Here is an 18910-nt window from a genome sequence, read left to right as displayed (position 1 = left end):
GCGCGTCCGCAGGACGCGGTGCGTCAGGCGGGCAGGGCCGCCTCGATGGCGGCGACGACCTCGGGGGCGTCGGGCTTCGTGGTCGGGCGGAAGCGCGACACCGTGCCGTCCGGCGCGACCAGGAACTTCTCGAAGTTCCAGGTGACGCGACCCGCCTTGCCCGCCGGGTCGGGCGTCTCCTTCAGTGCCTGGTAAAGCGGGTGGGCGCCCTTGCCGTTCACCTTGACCTTCTCGGACATCGGGAACGTCACGCCCCACGTGGCGGAGCAGTACTCGTCGATGGCCTCGGCGGAGCCGAGCTCCTGCAGGAACTGGTTGCTCGGGAACCCGAGGACGGTGAAGCCACGCGGCCCGTACTCCTTCTGCAGGGCTTCGAGTTGCTCGTACTGCGGCGCGAGTCCGCACCGCGACGCGACGTTCACCACGAGCACCGCCTTGTCGGCGAAGGCGCCGAACGTGGTGTGCTCACCGTGCAGGGTGGTGATCTCGATGTCGTCGAAGCGTCCCATGCTCGAAACGGTATCCCTCTCGTGGCGGGCATGCAGGGTGGGCATCCAGGCAGACCGTAGGATCGAACCCATGTGTGGAATCGTCGGCTACGTCGGCAGCAACAGCAGTCAGGACGTCCTCCTCGGTGGCCTCCGTCGCCTCGAGTACCGCGGCTACGACTCGGCGGGCATCGCCGTCGTCGACCCGGCCGGAGACCTCGTCTCCGCGAAGAAGGCGGGCAAGCTCCAGGCCCTCGTCGACGAGCTCGAAACGCACCCCATCGCCGATGGGAGCACCGGCATCGGGCACACCCGCTGGGCGACCCACGGCGGCCCGACGGACGGCAACGCGCACCCGCACCTGGCCGACGGCGACAAGCTCGCGCTCATCCACAACGGCATCATCGAGAACTTCGCCGAGCTCCGCGCCGAGCTGCAGGCCGAGGGCACCACGTTCCGCAGCGAGACCGACTCCGAGGTCGCCGCGCACCTCGTCGGTCGCGCGTACCGGCAGACCGGCGACCTGACCGCCGCCATGCAGCAGGCCGTGCAGCGGCTCGAGGGCGCGTTCACGCTCCTCGTCGTGCACGCAGACCAGCCCGGCGTCGTCGTCGGTGCCCGTCGCAACTCGCCCCTGGTCGTCGGGCTCGGCGACGGCGAGAACTTCATGGGCTCGGACGTCGCGGCGTTCGTCGCCTACACCCAGCGCGCGCTGTCGATCGGGCAGGACGAGATCGCCACGATCCGTCCCGACGGCGTCGACGTCATCCACTTCGACGGCACCCCGGCCACGCCGAGCGAGTTCGAGGTGAACTGGGACGCCTCCGCCGCCGACAAGGGCGGGTGGTCCTCGTTCATGGCGAAGGAGATCAGCGAGGAGCCCGAGGCCGTCGCGAAGACGATCCTCGGCCGCGTGCACGACGGCGCGGTCACCCTGACCGACCTCGACCCGATCGCCGATCGCCTGGCGACCGTCGACCGCGTCATCGTGATCGCCTGCGGCACCGCCGCCTACGCCGGCATCCTCGGCAAGTACGCCATCGAGCAGTGGGCCCGCGTGCCGGTCGAGGTCGAGCTCGCCCACGAGTTCCGCTACCGCGACCCGGTGCTCGACGAGCGCACGCTCGTGGTGTCGATCAGCCAGTCCGGCGAGACCATGGACACGCTCATGGCCGTCAAGTACGCCCGCGAGCAGGGCGCGCAGGTGCTGTCGATCTGCAACACCCAGGGCGCCACGATCCCGCGCGAGTCCGACGCGGTCATCTACACGCACGCCGGCCCCGAGGTCGCCGTCGCGTCGACCAAGGCGTTCATCGCCCAGGGCGTCGCGCTCTACCTGCTCGGGCTGCACCTCGCCACGCTGCGCGGCACGCTCACCACCGAGCAGATCGCCGAGCAGGTCGCCGAGCTCGAGGGCCTCGCCCCGAAGCTGCAGCAGACCATCGAGGACGCCGCGGGCATCAAGGACCTGGCGCGCTGGATGGCGGACACCCGCAGTGTGCTGTTCCTCGGCCGCCACGTCGGCTACCCGATCGCGCTCGAGGGCGCCCTCAAGCTCAAGGAACTCGCGTACATCCACGCCGAGGGCTTCGCCGCCGGCGAGCTGAAGCACGGCCCGATCGCGCTGATCGAGCCGGGCCAGATCGTCTTCGTCATCGTGCCGTCGCCGCGCGACCCGCGCTCGCTGCACCCGAAGGTCGTGTCGAACATCCAGGAGATCCGCGCCCGCGGCGCCCGGGTGATCGCGATCGCGGAAGAGGGCGACGCCGCCGTGCTGCCCTTCGCCGACGAGGTCCTGCGGATCCCGCTCGCGACGCCGCTGTTCGAGCCGCTGCTCGCCGTGGCACCGCTGCACATGTTCGGCATGGAGCTCGCCGCGGCCAAGGGCCTCGACGTGGACCAGCCGCGCAACCTCGCGAAGTCGGTCACCGTCGAGTAGTCGCGGTGATCATCGGCATCGGGGTCGACGTGGTCGACCTGGAGCGGTTCGAACGGGTGCTGTCGCGGACCCCGGCGATGCGGACGCGGCTGTTCACGCCGTCCGAGCAGGTCCGTGACGGCGAACCGCGCCCGACCGCGTCGCTCGCGGCACGCTTCGCGGCGAAGGAGGCCCTGATCAAGGCCTTCGGCAGCAGTGCGGGGCTCAGCTGGCAGGACCTCGAGGTCGTCTCGGACGACCAGCGGAACCCGTCGCTGACGCTGCACCAGGGCGCGCGGCGGGTGGCGGATGCGCGTGGCGTCACGTCCGTGCACCTGTCGCTCTCGCATGATGGGGGCATCGCGACGGCGTTCGTGGTGCTGGAGGGAACAGAGTGAGTGCGTTCACGGGGGTCACGGTCGACCGAGAGGCCCTGATCGAGAACTACGCGACGATCGCCGAGCAGGTCGCGCCGTCCGGGGTGATCGCGGTGGTCAAGGCGAACGGCTACGGCCACGGCGCCCTCGACGCCGCGCGCGCCTTCGTGGACGCCGGCGCCGAGTGGCTCGGCGTCGCCGACCTCGACGAGGCCGTCGCCCTGCGGCAGGGCGGCATCGACGAGGGGGTGCGGATCCTCGCGTGGTTGCACGCCCCCGACGAGGACTTCCGACGGGCCGCGCAGTACGGCATCACGCCCGCGGTCTCGAGCGTCGACCAGCTGTCCGCCGCCGCCGACTCCGAGGTGCCGGCCGTGCACCTCTGCGTGGACACCGGGTTGAGCCGCAACGGCGCCGTCGAGTCCGAGTGGGCCGAGCTCTTCGCGACGGCCGGGGCGCTCGCGCGCGGCGGCAACCGCACGCGGGTCGAGGGCCTCATGTCCCACCTGTCGAACGCCTCGCGCACCGACGACCTCGACCAGGACGCCGCACTCCAGCGGGCCCTCGACGGCCTGTCGGCGAACGGCATCGTTCCGGACGTCGTGCACCTCGCCGCGAGTGCCGCGTCGCTGGCCGTGCCGGAGACCCGTCGCGACCTGTCCCGTGTCGGTCTCGCGCTGTACGGCCTCAGTCCCTTCCCCGACCGGACCTCGGCCGACCTCGGTCTGCGTCCGGCGATGCGCGTCACCGCCGCGGTGCTCCGCACCGTGCCCGTCCGGGCCGGCGACGGGGTCTCCTACGGCTACACCTGGCGGGCCGGGTCCGACACCCGGCTGGCCGTCATCGGACTCGGCTACGCGGACGGCTTCGACCGCGACTTCGGCAACCGGGTCTCCGTCCGGATCGGCGACCGCACGTTCCCGGTCGTCGGGCGGGTCGCGATGAACGCCATGCACGTCGACATCGGCGACGCCGACGTCCGCGTCGGCGACGAAGCGGTCCTCTGGGGCGACCCGGCGAACGGCGACCCCGCCGTCGAGGACTGGGCGGCCGCCGTCGGGACGATCAACTACGAGGTGGTCGCCCGCATCGGCCGCAGCGTGGAACGGAGGACGACGTGAGCTCGGCACCGCTGCGGCAGGCCCGCATCGACCTCGACGCCTACCGTGCCAACCTCGACCTGGTCCGCGAGTGGATGGACCCGGTCGACGTCATGGCGATCATGAAGGCCGACGCCTACGGGCACGGCCTCGAACCGATCGCGCTCGCCGCGGTCGACGCCGGCATCCGGTGGATCGGGGTGCTGACGGTCCCCGCGGCCCTGCGCCTGCGGTCGATCGGCGTCGGCGAGGACGTCCACCTGTTCACGTGGCAGCACGACCCGGACCTCGACTTCCGCGACGCGATCGACTCCGCCGTCGACCTCGGCGTCTCGAACGTCGCCGAGCTGCAGCGCGTGGTCGACGCCGTCGACCACCGACCGGCCCGGGTGCACCTCGGCGTCGACTCGGGGCTGCACCGCGACGGTGCGACGGCGTCGGACTGGCCGGCGCTCGTCGAGCTCGCCCGCGACGCCCAGCGGCAGGGCCGCATCGAGGTCGTCGCCGCGTACACACACCTGGCCGAGACCTCGGACCACGAGGACAGCGCCGCGGTCGCGGTGTTCGACGCCGCGGTCGAGATCGCGGAGGACCTCGGGCTCGACATCCCGACGGAGCACGTCGCCGCGTCGCTCGCCGGACTCGAACGCAAGGAGTTCCGCAAGGACATGGTGCGGATGGGGGCGAACCTGTTCGGCATCCCCGGCGCGGACGGCGTCTCGGCAGCGGACCTCGGGCTCGAACCCGTGATGACCCTGACGGCGTCGGTCGCCAAGACGAAGCGGGTCCCGGTCGGCACCGGCGTCTCGTACGACTACACGTACCGGACGGCCACCGAGACGACGCTCGCGCTCGTCCCCGTCGGGTACGCGGACGGCGTCCCACGCCTGGCGCAGGGACGGGTCGAGGTGACGATCAACGGCACGCGCTACCCGATCGCCGGTCGTGTCGCGATGGACCAGTTCCTGGTCGACGTCGGCGACGACGACGTCCGCACCGGCGACACGGTGGTGCTCTTCGGCGCGGGTGCCCACGGCGAGCAGACGGTCCTGGAGTGGGGTGCCGCGCTCGACACCATCGGCGAGGAGATCGTCTGCCGCATCGGCGCGCGCGTGCCGCGCGTGTACGACGGGCACGAGGTCGAGGGCCGAGTCGGCGCCTACCTGCGAGGCGAACGGCCGTGACCGACCCGGCACGGGTCCTGCTCGACACGACCGTCGAGGGCACCGCGGCGATGGGGGAGCTCGGCGCACGACTGGCCGCGGTGCTGCGGGCCGGTGACCTGGTCGTGCTGACCGGGCCGCTCGGTGCCGGCAAGACGACCCTGACCCGCGGCCTCGGCGCGGCGCTCGGCGCGCGCGGCCAGGTGTCCAGCCCGACGTTCGTGCTCGCTCGCACCCACCCGACCTCGGCCGGTCCCGACCTCGTGCACGTGGACGCCTACCGGCTGTCGGACCCGGTCGAGCTCGACGACCTCGACCTCGACTGGGACGCGGCGATCGTCGTCGTCGAGTGGGGCCGCGGCATGGTCGACGGCATCAGCGACAGCGTGCTCGACGTCGAGATCACGCGGGCGACCGGCGCGGACGCGGCCGACCACGGTGTCGACGACGACCTCGATCCCGACGACGTGCCCGACGAGCCGCGCCGGGTCGTCGTCACCGCGACGGGGCCGCGCTGGACGGGCGTCGACCTCTGACCCTGCAGCGCGTGGACGCCGGTGCGGTCGACGACCTCCGCTCCTTCCTCGTCGGAGCCGACCTGACCGTCGCCGGCCTCGACCGGGCCCGTTCCGAGCCGACCGTCCGGCTGTGGGTCGACCGTGCCGACGACGGCCGCGTCGTCGGCAGCACCGGGTACGAGACGAGCGACGACGGCGTCCACGTGCTCGTCCGCAGCGTGGCGGTGGCGCCGCACCTGCGGGGGCTCGGCCACGGCACCCGGCTCGCGCGCTTCGCCGTCGACCACGCCGCGGCCACGGGCGCGCGACGGGCATGGCTGTTCTCGCGGCGCTCCGGTCCGTTCTGGCAGTCGCTCGGGTTCACCCCCGCCGACCGCGACGACCTCGCCGCCGCCCTGGCCGCCACCCACCAGGTCCGGTCGTTCCGGCGGACCGGGCAGCTCGCGCACGAGGTCGCCTGGTCCCTCGACCTGACCGCGGAGTGAGCCGGCGCGGCCGGGCGACAGCGGGTGTCCCGGTACCACCCAGCCGGCTCCGGGAGGATGCGGTGTGCCGACGCTCATCGTGACCGCCCACCCGGACCCCGACTCGCTCACCCACCACCTCGCGGCTCGCCTGCGGGACGCCCTGCCCGCGGGGACGGTCGAGACCGCCGACCTGGCGGCCGAGGGGTTCGACCCGCGCTTCACCCTCGCCGACCGGCAGACCTACCGGACCGGCACGGACGCCCCGGCCGACGTCGTCGCCGAGCAGCAGCGCATCGACCGCGCCACCGACCTCGTCCTCGTGTTCCCGGTCTGGTGGTGGTCCGTGCCCGCGGTGCTCAAGGGCTGGATCGACCGCGTGTTCGTGAACGGCTGGGCGTTCGACGTCGACCCGGACGGCGGCATCCGTCGGGCGCTCGGTCGGCTCACCGTCCACATGGTGCCGATCGCGGGCGACGACGCCGGCGTGTACGAACGGCACGGGTACGCCGAGGCGCTCCGGACGCAGGTCGAGCACGGCATCGTCGACTTCTGCGGTGCCCGGCGGGGTGCCACCGTGTTCGTGCACGACTCCGAGACCGAGGACGCCGAGGCCCGCGAGCGCGCGGTCGCCGCGGCGGTGGAGGGTGTCCGTCGGGCGGTCGTCGAGCGTGCCCCGGCCGGTGACCGGTAGCCTCGCAGCAGATCTGGTCAGCGCGAACGGGGGAACCATGCGCATCGTCCTCGACACCGGCGGCTTCAGCGACGTGGAGGTCGGCACGGTGGACCGTGACGACACCGAGTGGGTGTTCCGGTCGCCCGCAGGAGCGGTCGTGGCACGCCATCCGGTGACCGCCGTCGCCTGCCTGGACGTCCGGGCGACCGGGCCGCGGTCGGCGTCGACGCCGGCACCGGTCGTCGCGACGACGTCCGGTACGGACGACGCACCGTCCCCGCTGGTGGTCCGGGCTGCACCGACCGGCAACCCGCAGGTCGACGCTGCTCGGCTCGACCGGCCCGCCGCCTACGCGCCGTGGACGCCGCCGGAGGACGCCGGGCTCCAGGCGATGACGGCCGCGGGGATGTCCGTGGCGGACGTCGCGATCGTGCTGCGCCGCCAGGACGGTGGTGTCCGGTCCCGTCTGAAGCACCTCCGCGAGGCGGCGGACGAGGACGCGACGGGCACGACGTCGCCCACCAGCACGGTCCGCTTCGAGTAGTCGCCTCCGCACCCCGTGCCGCGCGTCCCGGGTCGGGTCAGCCCACCGGGACCGTCTCGCGACGCTTCTGCCGCCAGGGCATGGCCGGTGCGTCCTCGCCGTTCCAGACCTGCACGATGCCCCAGCCGGCTGCGATGAGCGGGACCGCGAGCAGCGCACCCGTCACCCCGCCGAGCACGGTGCCCGCCGTCAGCCCGACCAGGATGACGAGGCCGTGCAGTCGCAGGGTCTTCCCCATGAGCACCGGCTGCAGGAAGTTGCCCTCGACCTGGTTGACGAGCACGACGATCGCCACCACGATGACGGCCTTCACCGGGCCGAGTGCGACGAGCGTCACGAGGGCGGCCAGGGTGCCGGCGATCGGGGCGCCGATCATCGGGATGAACGAGGTCACGAAGGCCACCACGGCGAGCGGGATGGTCAGGGGGACGCCGAGCACGGCGAGTCCGCTGCCGATCGCGAGCGCGTCGAAGGCGGCGACGGCGGCGGTCCCGCGCACGTACCCGCCGAGGGTCGTCACCACGCGGTCGCCGATCCGACGGGCGCGGTCGTACTGGTCGCCGGTGAACGGGCGCAGCAGGAACTCCCACAGCGCCGGGCCGTCCTTCAGGAAGAAGAACAGGATGACCGCGGTGAGCACCGCCCCGGTCACGAAGTTCGTCACCGCGGAGATGCCGGCGATCGCCCCGGCTCCGAACCGGGCGCTCGTGACGAAGTCGACGACGCCGGACACCGCGTCCTCGATCTGCCCGTCGGTCACCCGGACGGGCAGCTCGTGCAGCAGGTCCTGCAGTTGTTGCAACCCGTCGACCGCCGAGGCCTGCAGCATCGGCCACTGACCGGCGAACGTCGAGACGAGCAGCCACAGGACACCGGCACCCGCGGCGAGGACGGCCACGAACGCGATCGAGGTCGCGAGCACCGAGGGCACCCCGTGCCGCCGCAGCCAGGCGACCAGGGGGTGCAGCGCCGAGGCGATGATGAGCGCGAGGAGCAGGGGGATCGTGACGAGGCTGAGCGTCGTCGCGGCGGTGACGATCGCGCCGATCACCACGACGATCACGACCGTCTGCATGCAGCGGACCGCGAGCCGGCCGTAGGGGTCGGTCCAGGTGCTCGGTCGGACGGACGTGGGCGCGGGGGAGCGGCGCAGGTGCATGGCGGGGTCTTCCGGTTGGTGCCGACGGGGACCCGCACGACCGTACCCGGCGCCCCGCCCCGGTCGTGCGGGGCAGGTCACCCGCCGCGCTCCCGGTCTGACGGGTCGACCAGCGCCCGGGTCAGTTCGATCGTCCACCGGTCGAGGGCGGCGCCGGTCCGCAGGCCGTGCGCGACCACCACGTCGGTCGAGCCGTGCGGGCGGAGGGCGCAGGCGCGACTGTGCCGGGTCGCCCCGTTGACCAGGTCGGCGCCCCTGCCGCGCTGCCAGCCCCGCGGGGTCGTCGGCGCCCGCACCGATGCGGCGAGGAAGCGGGTGAGGTCCGCGAACGTCGACCAGACACCACCGGCGGCGGCGTAGGCACCGGCCCCGATCGTCCAGGGTGCGGCCTCCGTGCCGTCGCGCCGACGGGGCAGGACGCGCTCGGGCGGCAGTGGCCGCAGGGTCGCGGTCGAGACCCCGGCCGGGTCGAGGACCCGCGACGTGCTCCAGGCCCACCAGTCCCCGGTGACCGTGTCGAGCACCTCGCCCAGGACGGCGTATCCGAGGTTGGAGTACAGGACCTCCCCGCGCCGGAGGACGGGGGCGACGACGTCTGGGTCGAGTCGGCGTCCCACGACGTCGGCGTACGGGTCGCGCTGCACCGTCGCACGCAGCGGGTGCGCCATGCGGAGGAGTCCGGCCCGGTGCTCCAGGACCTCGCCGACGCTGAACCGTGCGGCCGTCAGCCGGGGCACGACGCGGGACACGTCGTCGTCGAGCTGCACCAGGCCCTTGGCGACGGCGGCCCCGACGGCCGCCGCCGTGACCGCCTTCGTGACGCTGCCCCACTCCACGAGGCCGTCGGGCCGGTACGGCGCCGGGAAGTCGCGGAGCGGACGGAGCGTCCCGTCGCCCGCCTGCACCACGGCGCCCCACGGGCGAGCGTCACGACGCCGCACGAGCGCTCCTCCGGCCGGGGACCCCTGCGGAGACCGTGGACGAGCGGCGGGCGACGGTGGTGCCGGACATGCCGACATCGTCGCCGCTGTCGATCGGAGTGCGGTGGGAGACCGCGGGCGCCGTGGCGCGGTGAGCGGGCCGCCTACGATGGACGGGTGCTGCTCGCGATCGACACCTCCGCCGGGACCTCCGTCGCCGTCGTCGACCCGGCCACCGGCCGGGCGCTCGCGACCCGCGACACCGAGGACAGCCGCCGGCACGCCGAGGTGATCGGCCCGTTCCTCGCCGAGGTGCTGGCCGAGGCCGGCACCAGTCCCGCCGACGTCACCGGCGTCGTCGCCGGTACGGGCCCCGGCCCCTTCACCGGCCTGCGCGTCGGCATCGCCGCCGCGCGCACCTTCGCCGCGGCACGCGGCGTCCCCGTCCTGCCGCTCGTCAGCCACGACGCGGTGGCCGCCGACGCGCGCGACGGCCGACCGGACGGGCCGTTCGTCGTCCTGACGGACGCCCGCCGCCGCGAGGTCTACTGGAGCGCCTACGACCAGACCGGCACACGCGTCGCGGGCCCTGGACTCGCGAAGCCGGTGGACCTCGACGAGGTGATCCGGGCCTCCCGGCCCGACGCGGTGGGCTGGGACCGCGTGACGGCCCTGTCGGTGCCGGCCTGGAGGCTCGGGGCGCTCGCCGCGGACCGGCTCGCGTCCGGCGCGGCGTTCGACCAGGACACGGCCCTGTACCTGCGCGACCCCGACGTGACCGTGCCGGGTGCGCCGAAGCGGGTCAAGCAGTGACCCTGCCGGACGAGCTCCGCCTGCGGCGGGCCCACCCGCAGGACCTCGACGACATCATGTGGCTCGAGCACGCCTCGTTCCCGACGGACGCCTGGTCGGCGTCGCAGATGTCGGGCGAGCTGTACTCGCCGCACGGGTACTACGTCGTGGTCGAGACGGCCGACGACACGTCCGCGCCGCTGGTCGTCGGGTACGCCGGGCTCTCCTCGCTCGCGGGCAACCCGGTCGCCGACGTGCAGACCATCGCCGTCGCCGCGGACCAGCGCGGCAAGGGCCTCGGGCGGGTGCTGTTCACGGAGCTCCTCGACGAGGCCCGTCGCCGCGGTGTGCGCGAGGTGTTCCTCGAGGTCCGCGCCGACAACCCCGTGGCGCAGGCGATGTACACGGCGTTCGGGTTCGAGCACATCGCGACCCGGCCCCGCTACTACCAACCGGACGGCGTCGACGCGTGGGTGATGCGGGCGGACCTGCCCGGCCCGGACGCCGAGCGGTCGTCGGGCGTCGGACCCATCGGACAGGAGGCCCTCGGTGAGCGCGACTGAACCACTGGTGCTCGGCATCGAGACGAGCTGCGACGAGACCGGCGTCGGCATCGTGCGGGGGAGCACCCTGCTGGCGAACGTCATCGCGTCGAGCATGGACGAGCACGCCCGGTACGGCGGCGTCGTGCCCGAGGTCGCGGCACGCGCGCACCTCGAGGCGATGACCCCGACCCTGCACGAGGCGCTCGACCGCGCCGGGGTGACGCTCGACGAGCTCGACGCCGTCGCCGTCACCGCGGGGCCCGGGCTGGCGGGGGCGCTCATGGTGGGGGTGGGGGCCGCGAAGGCGCTCGCCGTGGCGACGGGCAAGCCGCTCTACGGGGTCAACCACCTGGTCGGCCACGTCGGTGCCGACGTGCTGCGCTCGGACGGCTCCGAGATCGAGCTGCCGACCGTGGCGCTGCTGGTGTCCGGCGGGCACACCTCGCTGCTCCTGGTGCGGGACCTGGTCGGCGACGTCGAGCTGCTCGGCGAGACGATCGACGACGCTGCGGGCGAGGCGTTCGACAAGGTCGCCCGGTTGCTCGGCCTGCCGTACCCGGGCGGCCCGCAGATCGACCGTGCCGCGGCTGATGGCGACCCGACGGCGATCCGGTTCCCCCGCGGCCTGACGCTGCCGAAGGACATGGCGGCCCACCGGTACGACTTCTCGTTCTCGGGGCTGAAGACCGCCGTTGCGCGGTGGGTCGAGCGCTGCCGCGACGAGGGGCGCGAGGTGCCCGTGGCCGACGTCGCCGCGAGCTTCCGCGAGGCGGTCGTCGACGTCCTGCTCACCAAGGCGCTGCACGCCTGCCGCGACACCGGCGTCGACCGGCTGCTGCTCGGCGGCGGCGTCGTCGCGAACGCCCGGCTGCGGCAGGTCGCCGAGGAGCGCTGCGCTGCCGCGGGGGTGGCGCTGCGGATCCCGCCGTTCGACCTGTGCACGGACAACGGCGCGATGATCGCCGCGGTCGGGGCACGGCTCGTGGCCGAGGGGCACGCGCCGAGCGACCTCGGACTCGCGGCCGACTCGACGCTGCCGGTGACGACCGTCCAGGTCTGACGTCGTCCCGCTCGGCCCGGTCGGCCCCGTCCGGTCGGTGCTCGGGCGCCTGTGGGAGGATCGACACGGCGTCGGAGGTACCGGGCGCCGAGAGGGGATCGCGGTGTCCGATCAGAACGAGTGGCCGAAGCCGGGCGAGACGACGACGGGAGGTGCGTCGACCGGTCAGCCGGACGGCTCGTCCGCTCCGGACGCCCCGCAGGCACCGGACGCCCCGGCGGCGCCGTCGGCTCCTGAGCCGCCGCAGCACGGCGGCCCGAACCCCTCCGCGGCACCCCAGCAGCAGTCGAACCCGTACGCGGCACCCCAGCAGCCCGACCCGTACGCGGCGCAGCAGCAGCACAACCCGTACGCGGCGCCCCAGCAGCAGCACCAGCAGAACCCGTACGCCGCGCCCCAACAGCAGTCGAACCCGTACGCGGCGCCGCAGCAGCCGTCGTACGGCCAGCCGCAGCAGGGTGCGCAGAACCCGTACGCGCAGCAGCAGAAGCAGCAGCACGGCGGCCAGGACCCGTACGCGGCACAGCAGCCGTACGGCGGCACGCAGTACGGCAGCACGCAGTACGGCGGAACCCAGTACGGCAGCACCCAGTACGGCGGAAATCAGTACGGCAGCACGCCCTACGGGGCGAACCCGTACGCCGCGAGCGGATACCAGCCGTACGCGCAGCGCCCGAAGACGAACACCCTCGCGATCCTGTCCATCGTCTTCGGCCTGGCGTCGATCCCGTTCTGGTTCATCGCGATCCTGCTCGGCCCCGCCGGCGCGATCCTCGGCCACGTCGCCCTCGGCAAGGTGAAGCAGAACGGCGAGACCGGCCGCGGTCTGGCGCTGACCGGCATCATCGCCGGCTGGGTGATGACCGGTGTCTGGATCCTCTGGATCGTCTTCGTCGTCATCCTGGCGACGTACGGCAACGGCTCGGGAACGCCCTACGACTACGACTACGACTCCGGGACCGGCGCCTTCGTCGGCTGACCCCGCCCGGGCAGCGTCGCACGAGCTCGACCCCGACCGACCGGCTGCGCACCGCCGACCGGCGGCGCACCGCGGGCTGGCTGCCTGACGCGGGCTGGCGGCGTACCGCGGGCCAGCAGCGCACCGCCGGCTGGCGGCGTACCGCGGGCCAGCAGCGCACCGCCGGCTGGCGGCGTACCGCGGGCCAGCAGCGCACCGCCGGCTGGCGGCGCACCGCGATCAGGCGGCGGCCTCGCCGAGCCGCTCGCACAGGACGGCGGTGTGCCGGCCCTCCAGCCGGGTGAGCACGAGCGTCACGCGACCGGTCCCGCGCAGCCGCAGCCGCTTGCGGAACTGCGCGGGGTCGACGTCGACGCCGCGCTTCTTGATCTCGACCGTGCCGATGCCGTCGGCCGCGAGCCGGGCCGACAGGCGCTTGACGTCGAGCGGCATCGTGTCGATCACCCGGAAGCCCTGGGCGAAGGGCGTCGTCACGGCCCGGTCCGAGGTCACGTAGGCGATGCCGTCGGAGAGCATGTGCCCGTCGAGCTCGCGGGCGAGGTCGCCGATCAGCCGCGCGCGGATGACGGCGCCGTCCGGCTCGTACAGGTAGGCGCCGAGCGGACCGACCTCGGCGTCCTCGGCGTCGGCTGGCCCGGTCATCTCGGCGACGCCGTGCGCGCCGACGACCGTGGCCGCCCGGCGGACGTCCGGTCTCGCCAGGGGGCCGAACCACAGGGCGAGCTCGACGACCTCGCGGTCGACGGAGGTCCACTGCGCCTCGGCCGTGTCCGGGATGAGGTCCCGGTCGATCCCCGGGCCGAGCTTCACGCCCGTGGGGGTCGTCGTGGCGGCGGCGAACACGGTGTCGAGCGACGGCGACCAGTCGTCCGGGTCGGCGAGCCGCCGGGTGTCCGAGTGGCCGCTGGTGCGGCGGGCGGGGTCCATCCAGACGCCGTCGACCGACGACACGTCGAACGTGGCGGCGTCGCCGAGCTGCACGCGGGCGTTCGGCCACGGCGCGAGGTTGTGCGTCGCGACGGCCGCGGTGACCTCGTCGCGGTCGACGGCCGTCACGTCGAGGTCGAGGGCCGCCATCGCGAGCGCGTCGCCGCCGATGCCGCAGCCCAGGTCCGCGACGCGGGTCAGGCCGGCGGCGGCGAAGCGTCCGGCGTGCTGCGCGGCGACCTGCAGCCGGGTCGCCTGCTCGAGTCCGGCCTCGGTGAACAGCATGCGTCCGGCGAAGTCGCCGAACTTGCCGCGGGCCTTCTGCCGCAGCTTCGCCTGGGTCAGGACCGCTGCGACGAGTCGCGGGTCGTGTCCCTCGGCCCGGAGCCGCGAGACCACCCGGACGATCTCGCCGCCGTCGGACACCGCGGGGGTACGGTCGAGCAGGGCCATCCCGTCGGGGGTCAGCAGTGCGGTGAGTTCGGCGGCGTCCATCCCCCGATCCTCCCAGGTGCTGGGTGTTCTCCCGACGTGCTGGCACTCGGATTGACCGAGTGCCAGACGGCCCCTAGAGTTGGCGTTGGCACTCTCCTGTGCGTAGTGCCAACCCGGTTTTCATCTGTACCGAGTCCGTACCGAGAAAGAAGAGGTCACCGTGGCCGTCAGCATCAAGCCGCTCGAGGATCGCATCGTCATCCGCCAGGTCGAGGCGGAGCAGACCACCGCTTCCGGTCTGGTCATCCCCGACACCGCGAAGGAGAAGCCCCAGGAGGGCGAGGTCGTCGCCGTGGGTCCGGGTCGCATCGACGACAACGGCAACCGCGTGCCGCTCGACGTCGCCGTGGGCGACAAGGTCATCTACTCCAAGTACGGCGGCACCGAGGTCAAGTACTCGGGCGAGGACCTGCTGGTCCTGTCGGCCCGCGACGTCCTCGCGGTCGTCGTCAGCTGAGTCCAGTACTCCTCGAGAACGCCCCGTTCGGCTCCGGTCGGCGGGGCGTTCTCGCGTCCGGCGCGTGGTCGCGCGGTCGGACGGGAGGCCCGGTGCCCGCCCGGTGCGTCGGTGGCGGTTCCTAGGATGATTCCGTGAGTGAACCGAGTCCGGTGCGTCCGGCCCGCGACCAGGCGACCGTCGGCGTGGTGCAGGCAGTGGTCGCGTACGGCCTGTGGGGCCTGATGCCCCTGCTCTTCGCGGCGATGGCTCCCGCCGGCGCGTTCGAGATCGTCGCCTGGCGCATCGTCTTCGGGCTCGTCTTCTGCGCCGTCGCGATCGCCGTGACCCGGTCCTGGCGACGGACCCGCTGGCTCGTCGCGCAGCGTCGGGTGATGCTCGTGATGGGGCTCGCAGCCGTGCTCATCCTGGTCAACTGGACGGTCTACGTGCTGGCGACCACGACCGGGCACACCGTCGAGGCAGCGCTCGGCTACTTCATCAACCCGCTCGTCACGATCGCCCTCGGGGTCGTCGTCCTGCGCGAACGCCTGCGGCCGGCACAGTGGGCGGCGGTCGGGATCAGCGTCGTCGCCGTGGTGGTCATCGCGATCGGCTACGGCCGGATGCCGTGGATCTCGCTCGTGCTGGCCGCGTCGTTCGGCACGTACGCGCTCGTGAAGAAGCGCGTCGGCGGCTCGGTCGACGCGCTGAGCGGGCTGACGATCGAGACGCTCTGGCTGCTGCCGCTCGCGGTCGGCGCGCTCGTCGTGCTCGGGGCCACCGGGCTGGGTGGTGGACTGACCATGGGCAGCGCCGGGTGGGGGCACGTGCTCGTCACGGTGCTGACCGGTCCGGCGACGGCGATCCCGCTGCTGCTCTTCGCGTCGTCGGCACGGCGGGTGAGCCTGTCGACCCTCGGGCTGACGCAGTACCTCGCGCCGGTCCTGCAGCTGCTCGTCGGCGTGCTCGTGCAGCACGAGCCGATGCCGCCAGCGCGGTGGGCCGGGTTCGCGATCGTGTGGCTCGCACTGGTGGTGCTCACCGTGGACTCCTTCACGGCGTCCCGGGCGTCGCGGCGCCGTGCGCTCGCAGCGGCCCCGGCCGGAACGGCCTGACGGTCGCACGCCGGGCCTCCCGGCCTCCCGTCCGTCCCGACACGAAAGCGACAGTTCCCCGCGGATGATCCGCGGGGAACTGTCGCTTCGGTGAGTGGAGCGGGTCCTACTTCTCGACCGCGCCCTGGATGGCGCTCTGGTAGACGGGCTTGTTGTCGCCGTCGAACTTGTAGATGCCGATGTAGGCGCTCGACGGGTCGTTGTTCTCGTCGAACGGACCGATGCCGGACGGGCCGGTGTAGTGGATGTCCTTGCCGTCGTCCAGGAGCGTCTTGCACTCCTTGAACGTGGCGCACTCGGTGCCGCCGTCGGCTCCGGACACCGCGGCAATGTTGGCCTGGATGGTGCCCGAGTCCGTGCCCTTGCCCTTCACCGCGGCGAGGGCGGCGAGGACGGTGGCGTCGTAGGACTCCGCCGCGTACGAGTAGTCGGCGAGCGTCTTGCCCGAGGACTCCTTGTAGAAGTCGGCGAGCTGCTTCTTGAAGTCGTCCTTCGGCGAGGCGCCGGGGATGGTGCCCTGGGCACCGTCGAGGGTGCCCTTGTCGAAGTCCTTCGAGTAGTCCGCCGTGTTGCCGTCGGACATGTAGATCTTCGCCGTGTTCCCCTGCGAGACGAGCTCGGGGATGATCGACTTCGTCTCGTCGAAGGCCAGGACGACGATCGCGTCGGGCTTGGCTGCGAGTGCAGCGGTCACCTCGGACGAGAACGTGGTCTGGCCGGGCGGGAACTCCTGGCCCTTGCCCTTGCCGCCGTAGACGACCTGGCCACCGGAGGCCTCGACCGCAGCCTGCACGGAGTTGCGGAGGCCCGTGCCGTAGGTGTCGTTGAAGACGAGGAACGCGACCTTGGCGTTGCCGTCACCGGTGACGAGCTGGCCGAGCGCCGAACCCTGCACCGAGTCCGGCGGAGCGGTCCGGTAGTAGTACGACGAGTAGCCGGAGAGGTCGGTCGCGGTGTTCGCGGGCGAGATCTCGACGATGCAGTTGCTGGTGAGCTGGTCGATCACGTTGAGCGTGACCGACGAGGACTCGGCGCCGATCGCGACCGGGACCTTCGCGTTGACGAGCTTCGTCGCGGCGGAGCTCGAGACCGTCATGTCGTTGCTGTCACCGGAGTCGGTGGCGGGCGAGATCGTGACGTCCTCGTCCAGGACCCCACCGGCCGCGTTGATGTCCTGGACGGCGAGGCCGACGCCGGACTCGGCGGGCGGGTTCAGGTAGGCCAGCGAACCGGTCAGCGGCAGGATCGTGCCGATCTTCAGCGGGTCGGTGCTCGGCGAGTCGGGTGCCTTGCAGCTGGCGGCCGGGTCCTTCTTCGCCCCGCCCGACGCCGAACTCGACGGCGATTCGCCGGCGCTGGTGGTGGAACAGGCGGCGAGGAGGACGGCTGCTGCGCCCGCCAAGGCCAGTGCCGTGGTGGCACGGGTGGTTCTGATCATCCGTGGAGCCCTTTCTCTGCGCGGAGGGCCTTTTCGTACCGGGTCGAACACGATGCCCTCTGCGTGGGATGCGAGAAAACTAGAGCGGATGTGTTTCGCCCGTGTGTCCGGGCTCCGACCCTGCGTGTTTCGTTACGCACCCGTGACAATCCTTCGAGGACGCACGGGAACCCCTGGTCAGGGAACCGTCCGGACGGTCCTGTCCCCGGAACGAAGCGAGCGGCAGGCCCCCACGACCGGATCGTGGTGGCCTGCCGCTCGCACGGGGACCTGCGGACTAGCCGCGGTAGTTCGGTGCCTCGACGACCATCTTCACGTCGTGCGGGTGCGACTCCTTGAGCCCGGCGGCGGTGATGCGGACGAACTTGCCTCGGGCCTTGAGCTCCGGCACGGTGCGGCCGCCGACGTAGAACATCGACTGCCGCAGACCGCCGACGAGCTGGTAGACCGCGTTCGCGACCGAGCCGCGGTAGGGCACCTGCCCCTCGATGCCCTCGGGGATGAGCTTCTCGTCAGAGGGCACGTCGGCCTGGAAGTAGCGGTCCTTCGAGTACGAGGTCTTCTCGCCGCGGGTCTGCAGCGCGCCGAGCGACCCCATGCCGCGGTAGGCCTTGTACTGCTTGCCGCCGACGAACACCAGGTCGCCAGGGGACTCGTCGGTGCCGGCCAGGAGCGAGCCGAGCATCACGGTGTCGGCACCGGCCACCAGGGCCTTCGCGATGTCGCCGGAGTACTGCAGGCCGCCGTCGGCGATGACCGGGACGCCGGCCTCGCGCGCGGCGAGCGACGCCTCGTACACGGCGGTCACCTGCGGCACGCCGACACCGGCGACGACGCGCGTGGTGCAGATCGAGCCGGGGCCCACGCCGACCTTGACCGCGTCGACGCCGGCGTCGATGAGCGCCTGCGCGCCCTGACGCGTCGCGACGTTGCCGCCGATGACGTCGACGCCCGCGAAGCGCTCGTCGGCCTTGAGGCGGCGCACCATGTCGAGCACGCCCTCGCTCTCGCCGTTGGCGGTGTCGACGACCAGGACGTCCACCCCGGCCTCGAGCAGTGCCTCGGCACGCTGCCAGGCGTCGCCGAAGAAGCCGATCGCGGCGCCCACGCGCAGGCGGCCCTCGTCGTCCTTGGTGGCGTCCGGGTACTTCTCGCTCTTGTCGAAGTCCTTGACGGTGATGAGCCCGCGGAGCTTGCCGTCGGCGTCGACCAGGGGGAGCTTCTCGATCTTGTGCTGCGCGAAGATCGCCACGGCCTCTTCCGGGTCGATGCCCTCGAGCGCGGTGATGAGCGGTGCCTTCGTCATGACGTCGCGGACGAGCGTGGTCGCCATCTCGAAGGGGGCGACGAAGCGCATGTCGCGGTTCGTGATGATCCCGACGAGGGTGCCGTCCGGCTCGACGACCGGCAGGCCGGAGACCCGGAACTGCCCGCAGAGCGCGTCGACGTCGGCGACGGTGGCGTCCGGGGTGGTCGTCACGGGGTTCGTGATCATGCCCGACTCGGAGCGCTTGACCTTGTCGACGTACGCTGCCTGGTCCTCGATGGACATGTTGCGGTGCAGGATGCCGATGCCGCCCTGCCGCGCCATGGCGATGGCCATGCGCGCCTCGGTGACGGTGTCCATCGCGGCGGAGAGCAGCGGGACGTGCACCTCGATGCGCTTGGTGAGCCGGGACGTCGTGGACGCCTCGCTCGGGATGACGTCGGTGTGCCCGGGCAGGAGCATGACGTCGTCGTACGTGAGTCCGATGAATCCGAACGGATCCGGCTGGTCCATGAGTCCCCTTCGT

General features: G+C 72.6%; 20 protein-coding genes. 14 read left to right on the top strand and 6 right to left on the bottom strand.

What is annotated here, in order from left to right; genetic code table 11:
• Positions 1-23: 23 nt before the first annotated feature.
• The gene (locus tag DEI99_RS15630) at positions 24-509 is read right to left on the bottom strand and encodes a glutathione peroxidase (protein ID WP_111040808.1); all 486 of its coding nucleotides are present in this window, start codon (positions 507-509) and stop codon (positions 24-26) included.
• A gap of 70 nt (positions 510-579) precedes the next feature.
• On the opposite strand from DEI99_RS15630, the gene glmS reads away from it, so the two are divergent.
• The 8 genes from glmS (at position 580) to DEI99_RS15590 (ending at position 7248) form a co-directional block, all read left to right on the top strand.
• Complete coding sequence (glmS, locus tag DEI99_RS15625) at positions 580-2427, top strand: glutamine--fructose-6-phosphate transaminase (isomerizing) (RefSeq protein WP_111040807.1); 1848 nt, start codon at positions 580-582, stop codon at positions 2425-2427.
• A gap of 5 nt (positions 2428-2432) precedes the next feature.
• Positions 2433-2804, top strand: a complete 372-nt coding sequence (locus DEI99_RS15620) for a holo-ACP synthase (protein ID WP_071259926.1) — start codon at positions 2433-2435, stop codon at positions 2802-2804.
• Positions 2801-3904 (top strand): alanine racemase, encoded by a 1104-nt coding sequence (gene alr / locus DEI99_RS15615; protein WP_111040806.1) that lies wholly within the window; start codon positions 2801-2803, stop codon positions 3902-3904. Before DEI99_RS15620 ends, alr (DEI99_RS15615) begins: the two co-directional genes overlap by 4 nt.
• Positions 3901-5067, top strand: coding sequence for an alanine racemase (gene alr, locus DEI99_RS15610; protein WP_181434347.1), 1167 nt, complete (start codon positions 3901-3903; stop codon positions 5065-5067). The genes alr (DEI99_RS15615) and alr (DEI99_RS15610) overlap by 4 nt, the downstream gene beginning before the upstream one ends.
• Positions 5064-5582 carry a tRNA (adenosine(37)-N6)-threonylcarbamoyltransferase complex ATPase subunit type 1 TsaE gene (gene tsaE, locus DEI99_RS15605; RefSeq protein ID WP_258369216.1) on the top strand — a complete coding sequence of 173 codons (519 nt, stop codon included), beginning with the start codon at positions 5064-5066 and terminating at the stop codon, positions 5580-5582. The genes alr (DEI99_RS15610) and tsaE overlap by 4 nt, the downstream gene beginning before the upstream one ends.
• Before the next feature lie 11 nt (positions 5583-5593).
• A complete protein-coding gene (locus DEI99_RS15600) occupies positions 5594-6049 on the top strand; it encodes a GNAT family N-acetyltransferase (RefSeq protein WP_258369215.1) in 456 nt (151 codons plus the stop codon).
• Between the two features lie 64 nt (positions 6050-6113).
• A complete protein-coding gene (locus tag DEI99_RS15595) occupies positions 6114-6722 on the top strand; it encodes an NAD(P)H-dependent oxidoreductase (protein WP_111040805.1) in 609 nt (202 codons plus the stop codon).
• Between the two features lie 37 nt (positions 6723-6759).
• The gene (locus DEI99_RS15590; protein WP_111040804.1) at positions 6760-7248 is read left to right on the top strand and encodes a hypothetical protein; all 489 of its coding nucleotides are present in this window, start codon (positions 6760-6762) and stop codon (positions 7246-7248) included.
• Positions 7249-7285: 37 nt separating this feature from the next.
• On the opposite strand, the gene DEI99_RS15585 is transcribed toward DEI99_RS15590, so the two are convergent.
• Both DEI99_RS15585 and DEI99_RS15580 read right to left on the bottom strand, forming a co-directional pair.
• Positions 7286-8407, bottom strand: coding sequence for an AI-2E family transporter (locus tag DEI99_RS15585; RefSeq protein ID WP_111040803.1), 1122 nt, complete (start codon positions 8405-8407; stop codon positions 7286-7288).
• A gap of 77 nt (positions 8408-8484) precedes the next feature.
• Positions 8485-9348 carry a serine hydrolase domain-containing protein gene (locus DEI99_RS15580; RefSeq protein WP_181434346.1) on the bottom strand — a complete coding sequence of 288 codons (864 nt, stop codon included), beginning with the start codon at positions 9346-9348 and terminating at the stop codon, positions 8485-8487.
• A 156-nt stretch (positions 9349-9504) separates the two neighbouring features.
• Between DEI99_RS15580 and tsaB the strand changes: the two genes are divergently transcribed.
• The 4 genes from tsaB to DEI99_RS15560 all read left to right on the top strand — a co-directional run bounded on the left by tsaB (position 9505) and on the right by DEI99_RS15560 (position 12703).
• Positions 9505-10140 (top strand): tRNA (adenosine(37)-N6)-threonylcarbamoyltransferase complex dimerization subunit type 1 TsaB, encoded by a 636-nt coding sequence (gene tsaB, locus DEI99_RS15575; protein ID WP_111040801.1) that lies wholly within the window; start codon positions 9505-9507, stop codon positions 10138-10140.
• Positions 10137-10682, top strand: a complete 546-nt coding sequence (gene rimI, locus DEI99_RS15570) for a ribosomal protein S18-alanine N-acetyltransferase (RefSeq protein WP_181434345.1) — start codon at positions 10137-10139, stop codon at positions 10680-10682. The genes tsaB and rimI overlap by 4 nt, the downstream gene beginning before the upstream one ends.
• Positions 10669-11724 carry a tRNA (adenosine(37)-N6)-threonylcarbamoyltransferase complex transferase subunit TsaD gene (gene tsaD, locus DEI99_RS15565; RefSeq protein WP_284180886.1) on the top strand — a complete coding sequence of 352 codons (1056 nt, stop codon included), beginning with the start codon at positions 10669-10671 and terminating at the stop codon, positions 11722-11724. The genes rimI and tsaD overlap by 14 nt, the downstream gene beginning before the upstream one ends.
• Positions 11725-11827: 103 nt before the next feature.
• Positions 11828-12703 (top strand): DUF4190 domain-containing protein, encoded by an 876-nt coding sequence (locus DEI99_RS15560; protein ID WP_181434361.1) that lies wholly within the window; start codon positions 11828-11830, stop codon positions 12701-12703.
• Between the two features lie 219 nt (positions 12704-12922).
• Here the strand turns inward: DEI99_RS15560 and DEI99_RS15555 are convergent, their stop codons facing one another.
• Positions 12923-14125, bottom strand: coding sequence for a class I SAM-dependent methyltransferase (locus DEI99_RS15555; RefSeq protein ID WP_111040996.1), 1203 nt, complete (start codon positions 14123-14125; stop codon positions 12923-12925).
• A 160-nt stretch (positions 14126-14285) separates the two neighbouring features.
• Here DEI99_RS15555 and groES point away from each other — a divergent pair, with 160 nt between their 5' ends.
• The gene (gene groES, locus DEI99_RS15550) at positions 14286-14582 is read left to right on the top strand and encodes a co-chaperone GroES (protein ID WP_071260016.1); all 297 of its coding nucleotides are present in this window, start codon (positions 14286-14288) and stop codon (positions 14580-14582) included.
• Positions 14583-14716: 134 nt separating this feature from the next.
• Positions 14717-15679, top strand: a complete 963-nt coding sequence (gene rarD / locus DEI99_RS15545) for an EamA family transporter RarD (protein ID WP_111040995.1) — start codon at positions 14717-14719, stop codon at positions 15677-15679.
• Positions 15680-15785: 106 nt separating this feature from the next.
• On the opposite strand, the gene DEI99_RS15540 is transcribed toward rarD, so the two are convergent.
• The gene (locus DEI99_RS15540; protein WP_111040994.1) at positions 15786-17117 is read right to left on the bottom strand and encodes an ABC transporter substrate-binding protein; all 1332 of its coding nucleotides are present in this window, start codon (positions 17115-17117) and stop codon (positions 15786-15788) included.
• Between the two features lie 277 nt (positions 17118-17394).
• Positions 17395-18897 carry an IMP dehydrogenase gene (gene guaB / locus DEI99_RS15535; protein WP_071260081.1) on the bottom strand — a complete coding sequence of 501 codons (1503 nt, stop codon included), beginning with the start codon at positions 18895-18897 and terminating at the stop codon, positions 17395-17397.
• Between the last annotated feature and the right edge of the window lie 13 nt (positions 18898-18910).

Origin of the sequence: Curtobacterium sp. MCLR17_036, from assembly GCF_003234445.2 — a bacterium.
Lineage (GTDB): Bacteria > Actinomycetota > Actinomycetes > Actinomycetales > Microbacteriaceae > Curtobacterium.
This window is presented reverse-complemented; position numbering and strand designations above follow the sequence as displayed.